Source organism: Chryseobacterium carnipullorum (assembly GCF_900142785.1).
GTDB classification, from domain to species: Bacteria; Bacteroidota; Bacteroidia; order Flavobacteriales; family Weeksellaceae; genus Chryseobacterium; species Chryseobacterium carnipullorum.
Genome location: NZ_FRCD01000010.1, coordinates 164,448 through 185,925, shown reverse-complemented (window position 1 = coordinate 185,925; position 21,478 = coordinate 164,448). Strand labels below are relative to the sequence as shown.

The following is a 21,478-nucleotide window of genomic DNA, read 5'->3' as shown; positions in this document are numbered from 1 at the left end:
ATAGAACGATTCAGTTATTTAATAATGAGTTTCCTGATGATTATTTCGTTTTTTATTTTCACTTTTACAACGTAACTCCCTTTTGTAAGGTGGGATACATTAACAGACTGGTCGTTATTTAAAACAACATTCTGCTTTCTGCCATCTATAGAATACAGCTCAACATCTGAAATTTTTTCTCCTTTAATGAATATTTTTTCTGATGCCGGATTTGGGTAAACTGATATCCGGCTCTCTGATTTTACATCAAGCGTTCCCAATGCATTTTGAGAAGAGCCATCGGAAAACACCTTTGAAGCATCGATTGATCTTACACTCCAGTACACATTCTGAATAGAAGGATCGAGATCCAGGAACCATGATGGCGTTGTTACTATGTATTTTGCAATATTACCCGCTCCGGGTGTAGTTCCAACTTTGATTTCATATCGCAGCGCTTTCACTGGTGTCTTGTCATCAGATGCCCCGCTCCACGAAAAATTAAAACGGTTTCCTGTTTTTATTACCTTAAGGACTGCAGGAGGTAGAGGTTTCAGATTAACTTCAGTAGAAGTATTTTTGAAAATTTTGGTAAGTGAGGGCATGCCCGGATCTGCCCAATCAAATCCGGCCAACAAAACATCCAGACGGTGGTCATTGTTAAAGTCAAGTAAATTGACAAAACCCGGTCCTCCTAAAGTATGCAGTCCTGTAGGTATATTTTCAGTGAAATTTTGATTTGAAGGATCATATAAAAAAGTTTTCACGAGAGCATCATTATTTTCATCATTTCCGGAAACAATGAAATCATAGTATCCGTCATTATTGATATCTCCCGTCATTACAGATGAATCTGCAATCTCCGGAGTACTAATTTGCTGTACCTCCAGATGTCCCGTTCCATCATTCATAAGAACGGTAAGAAATCCTGAGTAGTTGGTATCCTGTCCGGTAATGACAATATCCTGATAGCCATCTGCATTGAAATCTGCAAAATCCATTTTCCCACTTATTAATGCTGTAAGATCTTGCGTAAACGTCAGGGTTCCTGCCTGGTTGATATAGACTTTAGCAATTGGAGCATCACCGTCAGCCACACCTAAAATAACGAGATCCATAAGATGATCATTATTTAGATCCACAAATTTGAAACTTCCGTTTTGTGTTCCTGGCAACCAGCCTTTAAAGATTTCAAAATCAGTTCCCGTATTTTTATAAAAATCCATATTATTTATGAAGCCAGCCCCTTCTACGTACTGAGTTCCATTGATCGCATAATCTATTTTACCATCATTATTGAAATCAAAAGCTTCCAGAGATCCGTAAATCTTTCCGGCAAGGTCTGCTTCTTTCGAAAAACCATTTCCTGTGTTTTTGAATCTGTAATGCTTATAGTTGACCACATCATTATAACTCAGGCCTGTAGATATAATATCCAAAAGACCATCGTTATTAAAGTCCATGAATTTGATATCCCCCAGATGGGTTGAACTCACTCCCAGATTAGCATATGGCACCAGTGAAGTCCCGTTGTTCTTATATATTTCATTAAAAGAGCTGTCTACATTTCCATCACTGTCACTATCAATGGCTCCGTTGATCACTACATCCAGTTTTCCATCGCCATCCATATCAGCTGCATCCGCTGCCCCGTAATAGAAATCCTTCATACCGGTCTGAATTTCAGCAAAATCCCGTGCGACAAGTCCAACCGGAAGCATAGATAAAAGAATACAAATCCTCCTCATATTATTTTTATTTAGATTAATTAAAAACAAAGATAAAACATTAGGATTTGCTTTGAGAAGAAAGTTTACATGAAATATATCAGTCACTTGGCTCAGGGGATGTCATGATTTAGTTTATTTTAAAATTCATGATTATTAATCAGCTTGTTATTTGTAAATATTTTCCAAAAGATTTGTCTATATAAAAAATTCTTCGTTATTTTGCACTCTCAAATATTATACAAATAAGAACATCGAGATATGTCAAGAATTTGCCAAATAACAGGAAAGCGTGCAATGGTTGGTAACAACGTTTCTCACGCTAATAACAAAACGAAGCGTCGTTTTGAAATTAACTTATTAGAGAAGAAATTTTACCTTCCGGAGCAAGATAAGCACGTAACACTGAAAGTATCAGCTCATGGATTGAGAGTGATTAACAAGATTGGAATCGAGGAAGCTATTGAAAGAGCTACTAGAAACGGATTGATTAAAAAGAATTAATAAATCATGGCAAAAAAAGGAAACAGAGTTCAAGTAATCCTTGAATGTACAGAGCACAAAGAAAGTGGTATGCCAGGAATGTCTAGATACATTTCTACTAAAAATAAAAAGAACACTACAGAGAGATTAGAGCTTAAGAAGTATAATCCTGTTCTTAAAAGATCTACCCTTCACAAAGAAATCAAGTAATTTATAAATATAATTTACCATGGCAAAGAAAGTAGTAGCAACCCTACAAAGCGGACAGTCAAAAAAAATGACTAAAGTTGTGAAAATGGTTAAGTCATCTAAGTCAGGTGCTTACGTTTTTGAAGAAAAAGTAATGAATGCAGACGAAGTAGACGGTTATTTGAAGAAATAATCTCCACTTTATTTACAATATAAAAAACTACTCATATTTTGGGTAGTTTTTTTGTTATCTTTGTTCACCAGATTATTAATCAATTCAATATACACCCATATGAAAAAGATTTTCATTCTGGTTTTCATAGAATTTTTTCTATTTTCATTCAGTCAGAAAAAGATGGACAATGTAGAATTCAGAAACTCGGCTGAAGTATTTACCATTAAAGGACTTTCACAATCAACAAGCATTGACTGTGGAAATTCCAAAATGATTTTTCTTTCCGGGCAGATTCCATTGGACAAAGCCGGCAACCTTGTAGGAAACGATGTAGAAAAGCAAACGCAGCAGGTATTTAAAAATATCGAAAACATCCTGAAAGAATATGGAGCTACAGGAAAGAACATTGTAAAACTGGGAATCTTTATCACTGACATTTCCAAAACACCAGACTTTAGAAAAATTCGTGATTGATATATCAACCTTCAGAATCCTCCAGTGAGCAGCCTTGTGGAAGTGAGCCGTCTTTTCAGAGATGACGTACTTATAGAAGTAGAAGCCACGGCAGTTATAAAAAACAAATAAGAACAAACTATGAGTTGGTTTAAAAATATTTTCAAAAAAGAAGAAAAAGAAACTTTAGATAAGGGCCTGGAAAAATCCAGCCAGGGTTTCTTTGAAAAAATGACGAAGGCCGTAGTCGGTAAAAGCAAAGTAGATGATGAAGTACTGGATAACCTTGAAGAAATACTGATCGCATCCGATGTAGGCGCATCTACCACCATCAAGATCATAGAAAGAATTGAAGAACGCGTTGCGCGTGACAAATATGTAAGTGTAAGTGAACTTGACAATATCCTTCGTGAAGAAATCTCCGGACTGCTTCTTGAAAATCCGCACGCGGGAACAGGAAATATAGACAGCTCCAAAAAACCCTATGTCATCATGGTAGTTGGCGTCAACGGGGTAGGAAAAACAACGACCATCGGGAAACTCGCGCACCAGTTTAAATCAGAAGGCAGAAAGGTAGTGCTTGGAGCTGCAGATACCTTCAGAGCGGCAGCAGTAGACCAGCTGACCATCTGGAGCGAAAGAGTGGGTGTTCCTATCGTAAAACAGGATATGGGCTCAGATCCGGCTTCTGTCGCTTTTGATACTGTACAGAGTGCAGTTGCACAGGGCGCTGATGTGGTAATCATTGATACCGCAGGAAGACTTCATAATAAAATCAACCTGATGAACGAGCTTTCCAAGATTAAAAGAGTCATGCAAAAGGTAATTCCAGATGCCCCTCATGAGATCCTGCTGGTTCTTGACGGTTCTACCGGACAGAATGCTTTTGAGCAGGCCAAACAGTTTACGGCAGCCACTGAAGTAAATGCACTGGCAGTAACGAAACTTGACGGTACAGCCAAAGGCGGAGTGGTGATCGGTATATCAGATCAGTTCCAGATTCCGGTGAAATATATTGGGGTTGGTGAAAAGATGCAGGACCTTCAACTTTTCAATGGTACGGAATTTGTTGACTCATTTTTCAAGAAAAGATGATTCACATCATGTTTTCCCTTAAACCAGCAAACAAATCAATAAATATTAACACTTAAAAAATTTGCAACTATGGGAATTTTAACATGGATTATTTTCGGTCTATTGGCAGGAGCAATCGCAAAAATGATTATGCCGGGTAACCAGGGAGGTGGCTGGCTGATCACTATTATTTTGGGGATCATCGGAGCTTTCGTGGGTGGTGCAATAGGAGTTTATGTCCTGCACTGGGGAGACGTTACTTCATTCTGGAATCCAAGAAGCTGGATTCTGGCTATAGGAGGAGCTTTAATTGTCCTCTGGATCTACGGAATGGCTACCAAGAGAAGCTAACACTGGCAGATAAAAATAAAATCCCGGAACTGAAATTCAGTTCCGGGATTTTTTGTACAATATAATTTAGTTTAGTTGATCTTGATTTGATAAGGCATTTCCATTTTCACCTCAGACTTCAGTTTTTCACTGGTGATCTGCTGAAGGATTTCATAATTGGCTTTTCCTATTTTATTTTTAATGATTCTTGCAGAAATATCTTCCTCATTCAGGTCTTTGAAAATCTGCTCAAAAGGAGTCATTTTTTTAGGGTAAGAAGAAACATGATAAGATTTTAAACCTGCTTTTTGAGCAGCAAATTTCACAGCATCATTCAATGTTCCCAGTTCATCTACAAGCCCGATTTGCTTGGCACGAACACCACTCCATACTCTTCCCCCTCCTACACTGTCAATCTGCTCGAAAGTCTGCTTTCTGTTTTGAGTAACAAAATGTACAAATCTCTTATAGGTTCCTTCTACGCTTCTCGTGATCAGATTTACCCCGTATGGTGTCACCCCGTTCAGCGCTGAGTAGTATTGAGAATTCGCATTGGTAGCGACAATATCTGAACGAACACCGTTTTTGTTGGCAAGGTCTTTATAATAAGGTATCACCCCGAAAACTCCGATAGATCCAGTCAGTGTATTAGGTTCAGAATAGATCTTATCTGCAGCCATTGCAATATAATATCCTCCTGAAGCGGCATAGTCACCGAAAGAAACCACCAAAGGTTTTTTCTTTTTCAACTGCTGAAGCTCGAATAAAATCTCATCCGAAGCATTGGCACTTCCTCCCGGAGAATTGATTCTGAAGACCACAGCCTTTACTTTATCATCATCCTGAAGGTCTCTGATGTACTTGATGTATTTTTCAGAATAGATTTCATTGTAGCCTTCTCCGTTGTTTATGCCTCCTGAAGCGTATAATATAGCTACTTTTTCACCAGACTTTTCTTCATCTGCATAAGAATTAATATAGCCGGCTAACGATACCTTATTCAGCTTTTCTTTTTCTTTAAGACTCAACTTAGATTTTATCATCTGGTCATACTCCGTTTTCTGGATCAGTTTATCAGCCAGTTTATATTTCAAGCCCAATTCAGGAATCATTCCGTATAAACTGTCAACAACCGTTTTAAACTGTGCAGTATCAATCTTTCTTGAAACCGCCATTTTAGTGGATGTGTTTTTCCAGATATCATTTAAAAGCGTACCCAGCTGTTCTTTATTTTCAGGAGAAATATCATTTCTAAGGAATGGCTCTACTGCTGACTTAAATTTTCCGTGACGGATAACTTCTATACCAATTCCATATTTATCTGCGAAATCTTTAAAAAAAGTAACTTCCGTAGCCAGTCCTTTCAAGTCTATCATTCCGGATGGATTAAGATAATACTGATCAGCTACAGATCCTAAATAATAAGAAGCCTGTGATACAGCATTTCCGTAAGCATATACAAATTTTCCACTCTTTTTAAAATCTTCAATCGCATTTCTGATATCATCTATTTGCGTCATTCCTGCATGCAGATCATCAGCTTCAATACTTATACCTTTAATATGATCATCCGTTTTAGCTTTCCTGATGGCTTCCAGAACATCATAAAGCAAAACGCTTTTGCTTTTCTCGCTGATATTGAACAGGCCCACTTGCTCTTCCGTTGGGCTATCTATTATATTGGTCTTTAAATTAATCGTCAGCACAGAATTGTCTTTCACTGCAATGGATTTTTCATTCCCCATGGAACTGAACACAATCATCATAATGAAAAAGACGAAAAATACGGCACATAATAGGACAATTGCCACTATATTTGCCAATACGTTTTTAAAGAAACTTCTCATAAATCAATCAATTTTCCAATATGTCGCAGAATAAGGTCGTTTTGTTACTCGGAAGTAACCTCGGAGATCAAAAAAAAAATTTGGAACACGCTTTACAGAAAATCAGTGAGGGTGGGAATGAAATATCACAAACAAGCGAATTTTTAATTACTGAACCCGTAGAATTTGTTAGTTCCAATATTTTTTGTAATATTGCATCAATAATATTCACGTGTCTTTCACCAATTCAACTGCTTGATTTTGTTAAAGGTATTGAAGCTGAAATGGGTAGAATTAATGATTCAACATCATCTGGAGGCTATAGCGATAGAATAATAGATATTGATATCATTAAATATAATGATCTGAAATTCAGATCCGAAAGATTAGAAATACCCCATCAAAAGCATTTATTTGAAAGGGATTTTTCTAAAATATTATTGAAAGATTTTATCTAAAATAAAAAAACATAAAACATACAATATGAAATTAGGTTTATTATTATTGGCCGCACTTCCTATCACAGCTTATGCTCAGGACAGTACAACAGTAAACTCTTCAACTGAGTATCCTAATACCTTTTCTTCAGGTTCTGCTAATGTAAAGCCATTCGACAATAAGTCCAGACGTTTCAACGACTGGTCTATTTCTGTTGGTGGTGGTGCTGCATTTATGGCTCATTCCGATTTAAGATCTTTTTATGACAAAAAGGTCAACTGGGGCTATAATGCTTATGTAAGTATTGACAAGCAGATCACGCATGCTTTTGGATTAAGCCTTATCTACCAGAGAGGTGAAACAAAGCAGAAAGCACAATTAGAAGGGGTAGCCGGTGCTTTGGCTGGTGTAGGTACAGCAACGACCAAATTTGATCAGGTTGCATTAATGGGAGATGTAAACTTTTCCAATTTATTGAGAAGAGTAGATAATCATTCCCCTTACAGATGGGCTTTCCATGGTTATGCAGGAATTGGTTTCCAGGGTTACAATACTTCTCTGCATGATGGAAATGAATACAGATGGAGTAATACTCCTAAAAGAGTTCCATTGTTTATCAAGCAGAATTTAGACATCAACTCTTTATTCTATCAGTTTGGAGCAGGATTGAAATACAACGTTTCAAGACTTATCGATATCGAAGCAAGAACCATGTATATCATAAGTGGTGATGATGAATTTGACGGAGGCGGATGGGCAGGTCCAAACGATTATGACCCGGCAGTACCAGGCTCAAAGTATAACATGATCAGCGATTCAAGGTCTGATAATGCATGGACTGTTACTTTAGGTGTTTCTTTCAAATTAGGAAAAAATCTATCCCACTTGGCATGGCATGACCCACTTCAGGAAGCTTATTACAGAACAAGCGTTTTAGAAAATGCTTCTACAGAGCTTGTTGTATGTGAAAAAGGTGATGCTGACAATGATGGGGTTTGCGACGATTGGGACAGACAGTTAGATACTCCTGCAGGAGCAAGAGTGGATGGTGCCGGTGTAGCTTTAGATATGGATCTTGACGGTGTCATCGATTTGTATGATAAGTGCGTCACGGTTCCTGGACCTGTTGAGAACAACGGATGCCCTACAAAATAATAAACAGGGCATTAAGCTTGTTTATTTAAAAATAAAATCATTTAATTAACTAAATAAAAAATACACTATGAAATTAAGTTTAGCAATTGTAGCATTAGCAATGGCCATTCCAGCCGCAAGCTATGCACAAGACTCAACGGCAGTTTCAAATGGAGAATATCCAAACACATTTTCTTCCGGTTCTGCCAACGTTTCCCCGTTTACCAATCAGTCAAAAAGATTTAATGACTGGTCTATTTCAGCTGGTGCAGGTGTACCGCTAATCCAGTCTGCGGATATGACTTCCATAAAGAATGGTAACGGTAAAAACCTTTTCGGATACTCTGCTTATGTAAGTATCGATAAAGCCATTACTCATGCTTTTGGTTTGAAATTACAGTATGACAGAGGTGAAACAAGACAAGGATGGTTCAACACTAAAGATGCTGCTCCAGACGCGAAAGCTGTAGCTGGAAGAACTCAGTATGATGCAATATCTTTATTAGGAGATATCAACTTCTCTAATCTTATGAGAAGAGTTGACAACCACTCTCCATACAGATGGGCACTTCATGGTTACGCTGGTATCGGTACGATTGCTTACAGAGCCTACCAGAAAGATATTACAGGACAAAGACTTGCTACTGAAGTTAAACCATTTAAATTCGGGTCTATGTTTATGCAGGCTGGTGCCGGTTTAAAATATAAAATTAACAGAAGAATTGACCTTGAAGGCCGATTGATGTATGTTGTAACCGGTGACGATGAATTTGATGGTGGAGGCGACAAATACAGTACGATCAACAGACGTGAAGAGCAGGTATCTGATAACTTCTTTAATGCTACTTTAGGGATTTCATTGAAACTTGGAAAACACGAGTCTCACTTAATGTGGCATGATCCACTACAGGAAATCTATTATAAGCTAGATGTTTTGGCTAACAAAAACCAGGATATTGAAGTATGTAAAAAAGGAGATGCTGATAACGACGGAGTTTGTGACGATTGGGACAGACAGCTTGACACTCCTGCTGGTGCAAGAGTAGATGGTGCTGGTGTTGCTCTTGATACAGATCTTGACGGTGTCATCGATCTTTACGACAAGTGTGTAACAGTTCCCGGACCTGTTGAAAACAACGGATGTCCTACAACGACTGCAGGACCTGTAGTAGAAACAGAAACTAAACTTGAAGGAATTGAGTTCGATTTAAATTCTGACAGAATTTTACCTTCAAACACTCCCATCTTAAATAATGCAGTTAACTATATCAATTCTTCAACTGGTTCTTACAGTGTAATCGGTGCTACTGATACAAGAGGTACTGATGCTTACAATCAGAAACTTTCTGAGAGAAGAGCAAATAATGTTAAGTCTTACTTAATTAAGAACGGAGTTCAGTCTGGAAAAATCAACGCAGTAGGAAAAGGTGAAAAAGACCTTAAATATCCTGAGTGTGAACCAGCTACTAAATGCCCTGAATGGAAAAACAGAGCCAACAGAAGAGTATACTTCGAAGCTAAATAATATTTAGCAGTAAATATATCAAAGCCGTGCCTTGCACGGCTTTTTTTGTTGTAATACTTTTATTACTTTTACCTTATGATTTCTCAGCAGGATTTCCAAAAATTAAAATATGATACCCTAAAGTTTTTTTGGGGCTATGACAGTTTCAGAGATTCTCAGGAAGAGATCATTAATGCAGTCATCAATGAAAAAGATAGTCTCGTTCTCTTACCAACCGGTGCTGGAAAATCACTTTGCTACCAACTGCCTGCCTTATTAAAGGAAGGAACCTGTCTGGTTATTTCTCCCCTGCTTGCCCTGATGAAAGATCAGGTGAGCCAGCTGAAGCATCGCGGTATCGAAGCAGATTATTTATCTTCCGAACTGGATGAATATGATGCAGAAGCAGTCTATAACCGTTGTAAAGACGGACTTACCAAGCTGTTGTATGTTTCTCCTGAAAGATTGACGAATAATCAATTTCTGCAGAATATTGAAGAAATTCAGTTGTCTTTTATTGCGGTAGATGAAGCTCACTGTATTTCAGAATGGGGTCAGGATTTCCGCCCAAGCTATCAGAATATTAAAGAATTCAGGAAAAACAACCCAAAGATTCCATGTTTGGCTTTAACAGCTACTGCAACTCCCAAAGTGCTGGAAGAGATTAAAAACAAACTGGAACTTAAAAAGCCCTTTGTTTTCCAGAAAAGTTTTAAAAGAGATAATATCAGAATTTTCATGGATGAAGTTTCTGACAAATTTCAACGTGTTTTGGATATCTTGAAGCACAACAATGATTCAGGGATTGTCTATGTAAGGACAAGAAAGGATGCGGAAATGCTGGCAGAGTTTCTAAAAAAAAATCAGGTAAAAAATGTAGATTATTTCCATGCGGGTTTAACGACAAAAGAGAAAAATACAAGACAGAATATCTGGAATCAAAGCGATAATCAGGTTCTGATATCAACCAATGCCTTTGGAATGGGAATAGACAAAGACAATGTCCGCTTTGTGATCCACTACTCTCCTGCCCCGTCATTAGAGAATTATTACCAGGAAATCGGAAGATCAGGAAGGGACGGCAAGGATAGTTTTGCATTTCTTCTCTGGAACAAACAGGAACTCCTTAATTTTGATGACATCCTGAAAAACCAAATTCCAAACAAGGCAGAGTTTTTAAAGATTATCACCTACCTCTACTCCATTTTCCAGGTGGCAGAATATGAGCTACCGGAAAAAGTTTTCCAGCTGAATACTCAGGGAATACAAAATTTCACAAGATTATCGAAAGCTAAGATCAGTAACGTTCTTAATTTCCTTCATAATCAGGAAATCATTTATCATAACGACAACAAAAGCCTGTCGTCACTGGAGCTTCTTTTCAATGCAGATGAAATAGACCAATTACCACAGAAAGACGCTTATTTCATAGAGCTTCTGCTTCGTACGATATCAGGAATCACTACCCATAAGGTGATGTTCAGTGAGCAACAGGTTAGCAATAAGATCGGAGTGAGCATTCCTCTGATCAAAGAGCGGCTGAAAGAATTGCAGCAGAAAAATTATCTTGAGTATGTGGACGGAGCCCTGTCAAGCATAAAATTTCTAAAACCTCGTGACGAAAGAGCCATCAATGCAGCGTACTGGAAACTCTTTGAACACATTCAAAAGAATAAGATCCAGAAATGGGAAGAAATAAAGTTTTTCATAGAAAATAATGATTACTGTAAAATGAAACTTATTCTCGCCTACTTTGGCGAAAAGAATACGAAGAATTGTGGCCAGTGTTCAGTCTGTGAAAAAAATAAACAGTCCATCTTTGGAAAAAATATTTCCCAACAGATCATTAATTTATTGGCTAAAAAACCGTCAACCATTGAAGATCTTTCTGTACAGCTGAACTACCATTCTAAAAATAACATTCTAGAAAATCTGATCTTCCTTTTGGATGCTGGAAAAATAAAAATGCTGAATTTCAGAACGTATGCACTGAATCATGAGTAAAGGGTAATGAGTGATAAGCAATGGTGAATTTTGCTTCGCAAATGAATGATGAACCTTAGACAGCAGATTTCAGACAAATTATGGTAAAAAAGGAGTTTAGATTAGCTTATGGTAATCAAGATTGGGATAAGAGGTATATGGTTGGAACCAGTAACGGCCAACCAGCAACTAAAACACTCTAAAGTATAAAACTCTCCGATCCTAAAACCCTCCAATTCCAAAACTCTCCCAAAAACCCTTATCTTTGTGCTATGAAATCATTGAAAGTCGTTTTTTTAGGAACTCCGGAATTTGCAAAAACTTCTTTGGAGGCTATCCATCAGTCAGAACATCAAGTGGTAGGGGTTGTTACTGTTGCTGATAAAGCCAGCGGCCGCGGGCAGAAGATCAATCAGTCTCCTGTAAAAGTGTATGCTTCAGAAAATAATATTCCTGTTTTCCAGCCGGAAAAGTTAAGAAATCCTGAATTTTTAGAGGAACTGAGAAAACTGGATGCTGACGTTTTTGTAGTGGTGGCTTTCAGAATGATGCCAAAAGTTCTTTTTGAAATGCCTAAACTGGGAACTTTCAATCTTCACGCTTCCCTTCTTCCTGATTACAGAGGAGCAGCTCCTATCAACTACGCAGTAATTAACGGTGAAGAAAAAACAGGGGCTACCACCTTCTTTATCAATGAAAAAATTGATGAGGGGAATATCCTTCTTCAGGAAGAACTTGAAATTCTACCGGACGAAAATGCAGGAAGTCTTCACGACCGGTTAATGGAAATGGGTTCAAAATTAGTGGTAAAAACACTTGATGGCCTTGCAGAAAATGCCATCGTGGAAAGACCTCAACCTCAGGTGGAGCATCCGAAAAATGCTTATAAAATTTTTAAAGAAGACACCAGAATCAGTTGGAAAGCTTCTTCAAAAACAGTTCATCAATTTATTCTTGGGATGTCACCTTATCCTGCTGCATTCACTACGATCAAAATTGGGGAAGAAGAAAAAGGATTAAAAATATTTGCTGGAAAATTTGAGATTTCAGATCATGGAAAACCTTCCGGAACATTGGACATCTCTAAAAATGAATTCAAAATTTATACGGAAGACGGTCTGTATTTCCCACTGGAACTTCAGCTTGAAGGCAAAAAAAGAATGACGGTAAAGGATTTTCTGAATGGGTTCAGAAACTTTGAAGAAATAAAGTTTTAGTTGAAGGATTTCAGAGTATGAGATTCGGTTTCGAAGATTAGCTGCTTGTTATTACCCGTTGGTAGATTTATTGCTAAAGTCCTTTCTCTGTAACCTAAAGATTCTCCCATCTCGTGTCTAAAATCTGATATCTTTCTCCTGATCAATTCTTACTCACCATTTTCCTCCTGATTCTGCTTATAAATTCAGGAGTAACTCCCAAATAGGCAGCAATCTGAATATTGGTAAGACGATGGGCTGTTTTGGGATACTTTTTCAAAAAATCCTGATAACGTTCCTCGGAGGGCTTGCTTAAATTATCAATAATTCTTCGTTGAAGGGCAATGATGGACATTTGAAATTTAAGTCTCATCAGCCTTTCAATTTCAGGGATTTCCTGGTATAGCTTTTCTTTGTCTTCTTTTGAAATGAGAAGAATTTCACTGTCTTCAATAGCCTGGATATTCAGCTGTGACGGAATCTGATTAATGAAACTGTCGATATCTGAGATCCACCAGTCTTCTACTGCAAAATAAAGAATCTGCTCGTCTGCATTGCTGTCTGTACGGAAAACTTTGAAACACCCGTTCATCACAAATCCTTCAGCTTCACAGATATCTCCTTCTTTCAAAAGAAAATCTTTCTTCCTGATCTTCTGAAGACTGAAAGCACTGCAATATTTCTCGAGGTTCTCATCTGAGATTTCAATGTACTCCCTGATGTGTTTCTTTAAGGACTCTATCATGGCTTAAAAATAAAAAAAGGTTTAGAAAAATCCTAAACCTTTTTATTGATTATATTTCTACAAATGATCTGTAGTATTGGTATGCTACTGACCACTCAAAATTCACTTTTACAGCTGAACCAGTTCGGTCACCTCTACATCATATCCTCCAACCTGGGGCTTAATATTAGGATTCTGAGTAATCACCTTGAATTTATTGATTCCCAGATTTTTCAGGATCTGTGTTCCGATACCGTAATCTCTGTAGTTGTAAGCTAAAGTAGGATGCTGCTCCTGCCCGTCCTGATAATTCATGAACTGCTGCAGTTTTCTCAATGTATTTTCAGAATTTGAAACGTTATTGATGAAAATAACAGCTCCTTTCCCTGCTTCATTCACCATATTGGTTACTTTTTCCAATAAAGGCTTCTCACCATTGTTAAGTCTTGTCAACACATCGAAATAAGAATCTGAAGACTGAACTCTTACTAAAACAGGCTCATCAACCGTCCATGCTCCTTTTGTCAGGGCAAAATGGATCTGGTCGTTAGAGGTTTCTCTGAAAGCATAGAAATCAAACTCACCATAGGCTGTTTTTACTTTTCTTTCTTCCAGTCTTTCGATCAGGTTTCCTTTTTTAAGCTGATAGTGGATCAGATCTTCAATAGAAACAATCTTCATATCATGCTTTTGAGCGAAAGCGTGAAGCTCAGGCAAACGAGACATCGTTCCGTCATCGTTCATAATTTCACAGATCACTCCTCCTTCTTTCAGACCTGCCAACTGAGTCAGATCAATAGCAGCTTCAGTATGTCCTGCTCTTTTTAAAACACCTCCTTTTCTTGCACGAAGCGGGAAGATGTGTCCGGGTCTCATGAAATCTGTCGGCTTGGATTTTTCATCCATCAAAGCTAAAATTGTTTTGGCTCTGTCTCCGGCAGAAATACCTGTAGAGGTTCCGTTTCCAAGAAGGTCAACAGAAACGGTAAAAGCGGTTTCCTTAGGATCACTGCTTCTGCTTACCATGACTTCCAAACCAAGCTCGTCACATCTTTTTTCAGGAAGGGGCATACATATAAGTCCTCTTCCATAAAGTGCCATAAAATTGATAATTTCCGGCGTCGTCAATTCTGCAGCGCAAAGAAAATCTCCTTCGTTTTCTCTGTCTTCATCATCTACTACTATGATTATTTTACCATTTTTAAGGTCTTCAATAGCCTCTGGAATAGTATTTAATTTAATATCAGACATGTTTACTTTTTATTTGTGCAAAGATACTTATAAAAATAAGCATCTGCCAATTAATATAGAGGGTTTGTTAGGCTTTGGATAAAGAGTTGCTTGCCTCTCTGAAAATTTCATAAGATCTCAGTCTTTTCTGATGATCATAGATATGTGAATTGATAATCAATTCGTCCACATTGAATTTTTCCTGAAAATCTTTCATCTTCTCTTCAATTTCTGCCTGATCTCCTATAAACGTATATCTTAGTTTCTGAAGCACCATTGATTTTTCCATTGGTGACCAGATATCATCCATATCATCTACCGGCGGGGCAAAAGGTTTACGGTCATTTCTTACGATATTGATAAAGGCCTGAAACAATGTCGTAGAAATTTTATGAGCCTCTTCAGACGTTTCTGCTGCCACACCATTGACACAAGCCATAATATAAGGTTGATCCAACTGTTTTGAAGGCTGAAAATGCTCTCTGTAAATTTTAAACGCCATTTCCATCTGTTCCGGAGCAAAATGTCCTGCAAAAGCGTACGGAAGCCCAAGTTCAGCAGCCAGCCAAGCACTATCTGTACTGGAACCCAGCATATACAATGGAATATCCAGACCTTCTCCAGGAATCGCACGGACCAAAGCATCAGCATTTTCCTTTGAAAAATACGTTTGAAGTTCTAAAATTTGTCTTGGAAACTGCTGGTTGATGATCGCAGGATTTCTTCCTAAAGCCTGAGCGGTAAGTCCGTCAGTTCCAGGAGCTCTTCCCAGACCGAGATCTATTCTTCCCGGAAAAAGAGATTCCAGGGTTCCAAACTGTTCGGCAATAACCAGTGAACTGTGGTTGGGAAGCATAATTCCTCCTGATCCTACTCGTATTGTTTTCGTTCCGTTGGCAATAAAGCCGATCAGAACGGAGGTCGCAGAGCTAGCAATACTTTCCATATTGTGATGTTCGGCCAGCCAGAATCTTTTATAATTTAAATGTTCAGTATGGTTTGCTAAAGATAAACTGTCCTGAAAGGTATCGTGAATGCTTTTTCCCTGCTTTACGGGAGCAAGGTCCAGCACCGATATTTCAAAATTTTTCATATCAAGATATTTGTTTTAAAGGGGATCAAAAATCTCCTTTCAATTTCATTATTTTAAATTTCAGGTTCTAAAAACCATACAAATTTAAACCATATCATCTGTATTAGTTACTTTTTGTAATTGATAAGTCTGATCGGTGTTGTGAGAAAAAACTATCGGAATTAAATTTCTCTGTCAATGATTTTGTTTACACAAATTGAATTCTTAAAAGTACAATCCATTTTGTATATTTGAAAGTGATCTGAGCTTTACAGGTAAAATAAAAATAACTTAAATTCGATTTGTAAATCTTCCATAAAAACCGAAGCTTACTTAATAAAAAAAATTCCCATGAAAAAAATATATCTTATTCTTATTTCTTTTCTTCTGATCAGTTGTTCTTTTAACCAAACCTTTTCAAACCGTGAGGAAGATAAAAAAGATGCAGAAGAAATCTCACAAAAATTCTTTTGGGAACTAAAATACGGAGGTAATCTGGATACAATTTACAACCTGTTCGGTGATAAGTTTTTTGAAGTAACAGACAAGGAAAAATTACTTCAGATCATCAACACTACTCAAAATGATATAGGGAGGGTTGAAGAATATGATTTGGTAAAATGGGAAACTCTTATTATAAAAGGATCTAATGCCAAAAGTGAGTATCTGTTGGTATACAATGTCAAAAGAGGTATGGCCAAAACAGAAGAAACTTTTTCTATGGAGAAAGATAAAAACGGAGATATCAAGATCGTTGGATATAGGGTCAATCAGGATCTCTTAAACAAATAAAAAAAGACTGTCTCTCTTTTGGGACAGTCTTTTTTGTTATATCGAATCATTCTTCTCTTTTTTAAAAGTATAATGATTGATCAAAATCCTGATTTCATTGAATTCAAAATCATTCGGCAATGCATTTTTCCATTCCGTTAAAGTTTCAAATGGATTTTTGTAGAACTGGTCTTCAAATGCTTTGATCTTATCTGAGGTAATGACTCTTGAAATATCGAGTAATCCCTGCTCTGCAAATTTTGCTAAATGCCCGATTACTGTTTCTTTGACCAAGCCTCTTTCCATGGCAATTTCACCGATGGTTTTTCCTTGCTCGAATAATTGAAAAGTTAGGACCTGAGAAGGAACTTTCGCGATCGTTAAATTGATTTCTTTATCGTTTTTTTCATCTAAAAGTTTAGTTTCCAGTAAATGAGCTTCTTTCAGATTGTTGAGATACTCTTCAGTATCCTCCAGCCAGTCTCTGAATTCTTCATTGTATTGTTTTAAGCCTTTTGTTCCTTTAACTTCAGCATAAAACTCCTTCAACGGATTGAAGATTTTATCCCTGATTTCGGTAAAGAAAAAATTTACTGCACCTTTGGTTTTAGTTTCAATTTCGGTCCATTCTTCTTTGTTCTCAATGAAATTATTAACCTTCTGTGAAATAACCCTTTCCAGTTTTTCGAAAATTTTTCCAAGATTAACAATTTCATGTTTCAGCTGAAGATAAAGTTGATTGGTTTTGACATGATCAATGCTTTTGGTGGTGATAGAAAGCTTATTCCACTCTTCTACTTCATGCAGGAACCAAAGACAGTTTACCGTACGAAGAACTTTCTTGATGCTGTAATCATATTTTTCACGGTTCAGGATCGCTTCTACATTGTCATTGGCAAAAGTATTTCCCTGAAACTGCAGAATTCTGTTATCCTTAAAAATAACCTCAGGAGTGATTTTGGATTTTAAAACAATCCCTTCCAGCGTTCGGCATCTTGACAGAGCTACATAAACCTGTCCTGCGGTGAAACTTTTTCCGGCATCAATAATGACATTATCAAACGTTAATCCCTGACTTTTGTGAATGGTAACCGCCCAGGCAAGTTTGATCGGGAACTGTTCGAAGCTTCCGAGCACCTCTTCTTTGATATTTTTTTCAGTGTCCAGAAAATATTTTTTCTGTTCCCAGACTTCTCTTTTTACAACAATTTCTCTTTCGCTTCCATCAAGAACGACTTTGATTTCGTTATCATCAAGTGAGATAATTTCCCCCAACTTTCCGTTGAAATATTTTTTTTCTCCGGTAATATCATTTCTGATGAACATCACCTGTGCGCCCACTTTTAATTCTAAAAATTGTTCATTGGGAAACTGGTTTTCCTTGAAATCACCAAAAAGTTTGGCTTCATAAGTTTTCACTGTCAGATCAATTTCCTCCAGTTTTTGCTGGTTGATCTCATCGGCCATCCTGTTGTGTGAGCAAAGATAAACATAGGAATCAGTTCCAGCTTTAAAATCAGGATCATACCTTTCGTTCAGAACATCAAAATTAATATTGGCTACATCACCGTCACGGATCGCATTCAGAATATCCAGAAATTTTTCATCCGACTGTCTGTACACTTTAGTCAGTTCAATAGTCAGCAGCGGAATATCTTTAACGGCATGACTGTCGAAAAAGAAAGGAGACTGGTAGCAGATCTTTAAAATATGTTCATCCCTTACAACGGGAGGCAGCTGATAAAGATCTCCAATGAACAACATCTGAACGCCACCAAATCTCTGATTGTTTCGTCTGATAAATCTCAGTGAAAAATCCATCATATCAAGAACATCCGCTCTGAGCATAGAAACCTCATCAATAATCAGAACCTCTACTTCTCTTAAAAGTTTAAGCTTATCTTTTCTGTATTTGAAATGGGGCATCAGATCAGCAATATTATTTGCCAAACTGCCATCGATACGGTCTGTAGTCGGTAAAAAAGTCCTTAAAGGCAAGCCAAACATAGAATGGATGGTTACTCCTCCGGCATTGATTGCGGCGATTCCCGTAGGCGCTACCACAATATACTTTTTCCTTGTCTTCTTTACAAAGTCATTAAGGAAAGTTGTTTTTCCGGTTCCTGCTTTTCCTGTAAGAAAAACGCTTCTGTTCGTATGCTCTATTAAGTCAAAAAAATGATTGTTCACGGCTCCAAAATTACGGAAAATGAATTTGAATTTGTTACCTTGGCATAACTTTTGAAAATTCTTTAACAGAAAAGAAATTATAATGAAAAAATTTTTCATCAATATTCCATTACTAGCATTATGCACTACACTTACCTTGGTTTCATGTAATACATCCAAGAACGTCAATACCAATCTTCCTAAAGATATCTCCGAAAGACCTGCCGATGAAGACAGCCAGAAATATGAACAGGCTCAGCTGGATAAATTAAAAGCATCTATTGAATCTGAAGTCTCAAAAGAAAAATGTACTACTGCTTCTGATTGGACATTTGCGCCCATGGGAGCCAAAGCCTGCGGAGGACCTCAGCAGTATATCGCCTATCCAAAAAAAATTGAAGCTACCTTTTTACCAAGAGTTGAGGACTATACCCAAAAAGTAAAAACCTTCAACGAGAAGTACAATATCACTTCTGACTGTATGATAGTGATGCCTCCTACTTCTATCAAATGTATTGCAGGAAAAGCATTGCTCATCACGGCAGAACAATAAAAAAGTAAAAATCAAAGCAAAGGTTATCTATCCGGTTGAATCAGCAACAAAACTCACTCAGGAGTTGATACTAAGGATCAAAAAAAGCTCTATCGACAGGATGGAGCTTTTATTATTTTGAAACTAATGTGAATTTTACTTCGCGAATAAATGCTGAAGAAGGTCACGAAATAAGATTGTAGATTTCATACATGAGATTTGAGATGTTCAGGTCATTAATTCAAAAATTTTCTGCTACTTGGAATAGCAACCATTAATCACTGAGCTCATTCACTCTCAAATCCTTTTACGCTCTCAAAACCTAATATTCTCCTATTCTTAAGCTTCAAGATTCTCCTTATACCAGGAAGAATATTTTACATAATTATCAGCAATTCTGTTCACTTCTCCTTCCAATAGCTGGGCAGAAATATCTTTAATTTTTTTTGCAGGAACTCCACCCCACACTTCTCCTGATTTGATATGAGTCCCCTGCGTTACTACTGAACCTGCTCCTACAATGGAGTTTTCCTCTACCAGACAATCATCCATCACAATAGCACCCATACCGATCAGTACATTATCTTTGATGGTGCATCCATGAACAATCGCATTGTGGCCGATGGACACATTATTTCCAAGGTGTAAAGGATATTTCTGATAGGTACAGTGCAACATTGCATTGTCCTGAACATTTACTTTGTCGCCCATTCTGATGTAGTTTACATCTCCCCTGATTACTGCATTATACCAGATACTGCAGTTTTTGCCCATGGTAACGTCTCCGATAATGGTTGCCGTTTCTGCCAAAAAAGTATCCTCTCCTATCTGAGGTTTTTTTCCTAAAAGTTCTTTTACAATTGCCATAGTTTTAATTTGATGATTTGAAATTCAGTTTATTTGAAGATTATACTTCTGCTCCGCCAATTTCCAAATTCTATTCTCTAACTCCTGAATTTTTATTTCTAAATGAGTGTGATAGCAAAAATCTAATTTCTAATCTCCAACTTCTAATTTCTAATTGCGTATTTTTGTATCTCAAATTTAACGAAAAAATGCGTACGATACTTATAGAACCAACTGAAAACCCGAAAGTGATGAAATTTGTCGCGGATTATAACCTGATCCCGGGCTCTTTAGAGTTGGACAGAAGTTCAGATATTTCAGAAATTCCTTTAGCCCAGGAACTTTTCAATTATCCTTTTGTGGAAAGAATTTTCATTACTGCAAATTTTGTAGCGATTGCAAAGCAGGATACAATAGAATGGGAACATGTAGCTGACAGCCTTAAAAATGTGATTGAGGATGAATTATTGGCTAATCCGAGAATTTACCTTCAGAAAAAGAAGGAAATGTATCAGATTTATGCAGAGATGACGCCTAATCCTAATGCGATGAAATTTGTTTCCAGCAAAATGCTTATTGACGGTTTTGTGGAAGTAAAATCAGTAGAGGCTGCGGAAGGAGTTCCTTTAGCACAAGCGATCTTTAATGAATTTGATTTCGCTAAGGAAATTTTTATTTCTGATAATTTTGTTGCCGTGACAAGAGATGATTCTGTAGAATGGCATCAGGTGATGATGGCTGTTCGCGGTTTCATTGCTGAATATCTTCAGAACGGAGGCGAAATTTCAACGATCGAACCTCAGAAACATGAAAATCCTGTTGAAAAAATCATCAACAGAGATTATACAGATGATGAGCAGAAAATTTCAGATATCTTAAATGAATATGTAGCTCCTGCAGTAGAAAACGACGGTGGAAAAATTTCCCTGATGGAATACGATCAGGAAAGCAAAACTGCTAAAATGCTTTTACAGGGCGCTTGTTCAGGATGTCCGAGTTCTACCGCTACTTTGAAAAACGGAATTGAAAATATTCTAAAACAATTCGTTCCGGATCTTGTAGAGAGAGTGGAAGCTGTCAACGGATAATTAATCGTAATGATATCCGGAAAGAAGATTTTGATCATTGTTGGAAGTGCTACACAACATTCAAGCAATCATAAATTACTGGAACAGGTTCTGGAAAAACATTCAGATACGGATATTAATTTCCATCTGTATGATAATCTTTCTACACTTCCACATTTTGATACTTCATTAACTGATACGGATATTCCGGATGAAGTAGTGAAGATCAGAAAGGAAATCGAACATTCAAAAGGGGTTGTATTTTCTACTCCGGAATATATTTTCAGTATTCCCAGCAGGTTGAAAAACTTATTGGAATGGTGCGTTTCCACTACTCTTTTTTCCGAAAAACCAGTTGCTGTAATTACGGCATCTGCCAACGGAGAAAAAGGGCACGAAGAATTAATAATGATTTTGAAAACATTGGGGGCGACAATAGAAGATCAGCATCAGCTTTTAATCAAAGGTATAAAGGGGAAATTTAACGATGGCTTGGTTGAAAATAATACCTTTGCCAGAGTATCAACATTGATAACAGATTTTGAAAACGCTGTTTCACATAATTAAAATTAAAAA

General features: G+C 37.3%; 22 protein-coding genes. 15 read left to right on the top strand and 7 right to left on the bottom strand.

Annotation, left to right across the window (positions count from 1 at the left end; genetic code table 11):
- Nucleotides 1-14: 14 nt before the first annotated feature.
- A complete protein-coding gene (locus tag BUC06_RS12950; protein WP_073334431.1) occupies nt 15-1,727 on the bottom strand; it encodes a T9SS type A sorting domain-containing protein in 1,713 nt (570 codons plus the stop codon).
- Nucleotides 1,728-1,967: 240 nt separating this feature from the next.
- Here BUC06_RS12950 and rpmB point away from each other — a divergent pair, with 240 nt between their 5' ends.
- The 6 genes from rpmB (at nt 1,968) to BUC06_RS12920 (ending at nt 4,431) form a co-directional block, all read left to right on the top strand.
- On the top strand, nt 1,968-2,210 hold the full coding sequence (gene rpmB, locus BUC06_RS12945; RefSeq protein WP_002976757.1) for a 50S ribosomal protein L28: 243 nt from the start codon (nt 1,968-1,970) through the stop codon (nt 2,208-2,210).
- 6 nt (nt 2,211-2,216) lie between these two features.
- The gene (gene rpmG, locus BUC06_RS12940; protein WP_027373683.1) at nt 2,217-2,399 is read left to right on the top strand and encodes a 50S ribosomal protein L33; all 183 of its coding nucleotides are present in this window, start codon (nt 2,217-2,219) and stop codon (nt 2,397-2,399) included.
- Nucleotides 2,400-2,418: 19 nt separating this feature from the next.
- The gene (locus tag BUC06_RS12935) at nt 2,419-2,571 is read left to right on the top strand and encodes a DUF4295 domain-containing protein (protein ID WP_002976755.1); all 153 of its coding nucleotides are present in this window, start codon (nt 2,419-2,421) and stop codon (nt 2,569-2,571) included.
- A 99-nt stretch (nt 2,572-2,670) separates the two neighbouring features.
- Nucleotides 2,671-3,027, top strand: coding sequence for a RidA family protein (locus tag BUC06_RS12930; RefSeq protein ID WP_228423726.1), 357 nt, complete (start codon nt 2,671-2,673; stop codon nt 3,025-3,027).
- Nucleotides 3,028-3,147: 120 nt separating this feature from the next.
- The gene (ftsY, locus tag BUC06_RS12925; protein ID WP_073334430.1) at nt 3,148-4,101 is read left to right on the top strand and encodes a signal recognition particle-docking protein FtsY; all 954 of its coding nucleotides are present in this window, start codon (nt 3,148-3,150) and stop codon (nt 4,099-4,101) included.
- Nucleotides 4,102-4,170: 69 nt separating this feature from the next.
- A complete protein-coding gene (locus BUC06_RS12920; RefSeq protein ID WP_073334429.1) occupies nt 4,171-4,431 on the top strand; it encodes a GlsB/YeaQ/YmgE family stress response membrane protein in 261 nt (86 codons plus the stop codon).
- A 71-nt stretch (nt 4,432-4,502) separates the two neighbouring features.
- Here BUC06_RS12920 and sppA read toward each other — a convergent pair whose 3' ends face one another.
- Nucleotides 4,503-6,257, bottom strand: coding sequence for a signal peptide peptidase SppA (sppA, locus tag BUC06_RS12915; protein WP_073334428.1), 1,755 nt, complete (start codon nt 6,255-6,257; stop codon nt 4,503-4,505).
- A gap of 20 nt (nt 6,258-6,277) precedes the next feature.
- Here sppA and folK point away from each other — a divergent pair, with 20 nt between their 5' ends.
- The 5 genes from folK to fmt all read left to right on the top strand — a co-directional run bounded on the left by folK (nt 6,278) and on the right by fmt (nt 12,512).
- Nucleotides 6,278-6,694, top strand: coding sequence for a 2-amino-4-hydroxy-6-hydroxymethyldihydropteridine diphosphokinase (folK, locus tag BUC06_RS12910; protein WP_073334427.1), 417 nt, complete (start codon nt 6,278-6,280; stop codon nt 6,692-6,694).
- A 25-nt stretch (nt 6,695-6,719) separates the two neighbouring features.
- The gene (locus BUC06_RS12905) at nt 6,720-7,829 is read left to right on the top strand and encodes a flagellar motor protein MotB (protein ID WP_073334426.1); all 1,110 of its coding nucleotides are present in this window, start codon (nt 6,720-6,722) and stop codon (nt 7,827-7,829) included.
- A gap of 67 nt (nt 7,830-7,896) precedes the next feature.
- Nucleotides 7,897-9,333: an OmpA family protein gene (locus tag BUC06_RS12900; RefSeq protein ID WP_073334425.1), complete on the top strand. Its 1,437-nt coding sequence runs from the start codon at nt 7,897-7,899 to the stop codon at nt 9,331-9,333.
- A 75-nt stretch (nt 9,334-9,408) separates the two neighbouring features.
- Nucleotides 9,409-11,316 carry a RecQ family ATP-dependent DNA helicase gene (locus BUC06_RS12895; RefSeq protein WP_073334424.1) on the top strand — a complete coding sequence of 636 codons (1,908 nt, stop codon included), beginning with the start codon at nt 9,409-9,411 and terminating at the stop codon, nt 11,314-11,316.
- A 251-nt stretch (nt 11,317-11,567) separates the two neighbouring features.
- On the top strand, nt 11,568-12,512 hold the full coding sequence (fmt, locus tag BUC06_RS12890; RefSeq protein ID WP_073334423.1) for a methionyl-tRNA formyltransferase: 945 nt from the start codon (nt 11,568-11,570) through the stop codon (nt 12,510-12,512).
- A 142-nt stretch (nt 12,513-12,654) separates the two neighbouring features.
- Here fmt and BUC06_RS12885 read toward each other — a convergent pair whose 3' ends face one another.
- From BUC06_RS12885 to BUC06_RS12875, 3 genes are all read right to left on the bottom strand, one after another.
- Nucleotides 12,655-13,236 (bottom strand): Crp/Fnr family transcriptional regulator, encoded by a 582-nt coding sequence (locus BUC06_RS12885; protein ID WP_073334422.1) that lies wholly within the window; start codon nt 13,234-13,236, stop codon nt 12,655-12,657.
- A 108-nt stretch (nt 13,237-13,344) separates the two neighbouring features.
- Nucleotides 13,345-14,466, bottom strand: coding sequence for a 3,4-dihydroxy-2-butanone-4-phosphate synthase (gene ribB / locus BUC06_RS12880; RefSeq protein ID WP_073334421.1), 1,122 nt, complete (start codon nt 14,464-14,466; stop codon nt 13,345-13,347).
- 67 nt (nt 14,467-14,533) lie between these two features.
- Complete coding sequence (locus BUC06_RS12875; protein WP_073334420.1) at nt 14,534-15,538, bottom strand: LLM class flavin-dependent oxidoreductase; 1,005 nt, start codon at nt 15,536-15,538, stop codon at nt 14,534-14,536.
- A 330-nt stretch (nt 15,539-15,868) separates the two neighbouring features.
- On the opposite strand from BUC06_RS12875, the gene BUC06_RS12870 reads away from it, so the two are divergent.
- On the top strand, nt 15,869-16,309 hold the full coding sequence (locus BUC06_RS12870; protein WP_073334419.1) for a hypothetical protein: 441 nt from the start codon (nt 15,869-15,871) through the stop codon (nt 16,307-16,309).
- 36 nt (nt 16,310-16,345) lie between these two features.
- Here BUC06_RS12870 and BUC06_RS12865 read toward each other — a convergent pair whose 3' ends face one another.
- On the bottom strand, nt 16,346-18,478 hold the full coding sequence (locus tag BUC06_RS12865) for a helix-turn-helix domain-containing protein (protein WP_073334457.1): 2,133 nt from the start codon (nt 18,476-18,478) through the stop codon (nt 16,346-16,348).
- Nucleotides 18,479-18,560: 82 nt separating this feature from the next.
- Here BUC06_RS12865 and BUC06_RS12860 point away from each other — a divergent pair, with 82 nt between their 5' ends.
- The gene (locus BUC06_RS12860) at nt 18,561-19,010 is read left to right on the top strand and encodes a hypothetical protein (protein ID WP_073334418.1); all 450 of its coding nucleotides are present in this window, start codon (nt 18,561-18,563) and stop codon (nt 19,008-19,010) included.
- A 318-nt stretch (nt 19,011-19,328) separates the two neighbouring features.
- Here the strand turns inward: BUC06_RS12860 and BUC06_RS12855 are convergent, their stop codons facing one another.
- Nucleotides 19,329-19,856 carry a gamma carbonic anhydrase family protein gene (locus BUC06_RS12855; protein WP_073334417.1) on the bottom strand — a complete coding sequence of 176 codons (528 nt, stop codon included), beginning with the start codon at nt 19,854-19,856 and terminating at the stop codon, nt 19,329-19,331.
- 188 nt (nt 19,857-20,044) lie between these two features.
- On the opposite strand from BUC06_RS12855, the gene BUC06_RS12850 reads away from it, so the two are divergent.
- Both BUC06_RS12850 and BUC06_RS12845 read left to right on the top strand, forming a co-directional pair.
- Entirely contained in the window at nt 20,045-20,923 is an 879-nt protein-coding gene (locus BUC06_RS12850; protein ID WP_073334416.1) for a NifU family protein, read from the top strand.
- A 9-nt stretch (nt 20,924-20,932) separates the two neighbouring features.
- Nucleotides 20,933-21,469 (top strand): NADPH-dependent FMN reductase, encoded by a 537-nt coding sequence (locus tag BUC06_RS12845; RefSeq protein ID WP_073334415.1) that lies wholly within the window; start codon nt 20,933-20,935, stop codon nt 21,467-21,469.
- Nucleotides 21,470-21,478 lie beyond the last annotated feature (9 nt).

Excerpts from the sequence above, each read along its gene's own strand:
- sppA (WP_073334428.1), bottom strand. The coding sequence starts at position 6,257 with ATGAGAAGTTTCTTTAAAAACGTATTGGCAAATATAGTGGCAATTGTC.
- BUC06_RS12845 (WP_073334415.1), top strand. The coding sequence starts at position 20,933 with ATGATATCCGGAAAGAAGATTTTGATCATTGTTGGAAGTGCTACACAA.
- BUC06_RS12920 (WP_073334429.1), top strand. The coding sequence starts at position 4,171 with ATGGGAATTTTAACATGGATTATTTTCGGTCTATTGGCAGGAGCAATC.
- BUC06_RS12950 (WP_073334431.1), bottom strand. The coding sequence starts at position 1,727 with ATGAGGAGGATTTGTATTCTTTTATCTATGCTTCCGGTTGGACTTGTC.
- BUC06_RS12905 (WP_073334426.1), top strand. The coding sequence starts at position 6,720 with ATGAAATTAGGTTTATTATTATTGGCCGCACTTCCTATCACAGCTTAT.
- BUC06_RS12875 (WP_073334420.1), bottom strand. The coding sequence starts at position 15,538 with ATGAAAAATTTTGAAATATCGGTGCTGGACCTTGCTCCCGTAAAGCAG.
- rpmG (WP_027373683.1), top strand. The coding sequence starts at position 2,217 with ATGGCAAAAAAAGGAAACAGAGTTCAAGTAATCCTTGAATGTACAGAG.
- rpmB (WP_002976757.1), top strand. The coding sequence starts at position 1,968 with ATGTCAAGAATTTGCCAAATAACAGGAAAGCGTGCAATGGTTGGTAAC.
- BUC06_RS12855 (WP_073334417.1), bottom strand. The coding sequence starts at position 19,856 with ATGGCAATTGTAAAAGAACTTTTAGGAAAAAAACCTCAGATAGGAGAG.
- ftsY (WP_073334430.1), top strand. The coding sequence starts at position 3,148 with ATGAGTTGGTTTAAAAATATTTTCAAAAAAGAAGAAAAAGAAACTTTA.
- BUC06_RS12935 (WP_002976755.1), top strand. The coding sequence starts at position 2,419 with ATGGCAAAGAAAGTAGTAGCAACCCTACAAAGCGGACAGTCAAAAAAA.
- BUC06_RS12870 (WP_073334419.1), top strand. The coding sequence starts at position 15,869 with ATGAAAAAAATATATCTTATTCTTATTTCTTTTCTTCTGATCAGTTGT.
- folK (WP_073334427.1), top strand. The coding sequence starts at position 6,278 with ATGTCGCAGAATAAGGTCGTTTTGTTACTCGGAAGTAACCTCGGAGAT.
- BUC06_RS12885 (WP_073334422.1), bottom strand. The coding sequence starts at position 13,236 with ATGATAGAGTCCTTAAAGAAACACATCAGGGAGTACATTGAAATCTCA.
- BUC06_RS12850 (WP_073334416.1), top strand. The coding sequence starts at position 20,045 with ATGCGTACGATACTTATAGAACCAACTGAAAACCCGAAAGTGATGAAA.
- BUC06_RS12860 (WP_073334418.1), top strand. The coding sequence starts at position 18,561 with ATGAAAAAATTTTTCATCAATATTCCATTACTAGCATTATGCACTACA.
- fmt (WP_073334423.1), top strand. The coding sequence starts at position 11,568 with ATGAAATCATTGAAAGTCGTTTTTTTAGGAACTCCGGAATTTGCAAAA.
- ribB (WP_073334421.1), bottom strand. The coding sequence starts at position 14,466 with ATGTCTGATATTAAATTAAATACTATTCCAGAGGCTATTGAAGACCTT.
- BUC06_RS12900 (WP_073334425.1), top strand. The coding sequence starts at position 7,897 with ATGAAATTAAGTTTAGCAATTGTAGCATTAGCAATGGCCATTCCAGCC.
- BUC06_RS12930 (WP_228423726.1), top strand. The coding sequence starts at position 2,671 with ATGAAAAAGATTTTCATTCTGGTTTTCATAGAATTTTTTCTATTTTCA.
- BUC06_RS12895 (WP_073334424.1), top strand. The coding sequence starts at position 9,409 with ATGATTTCTCAGCAGGATTTCCAAAAATTAAAATATGATACCCTAAAG.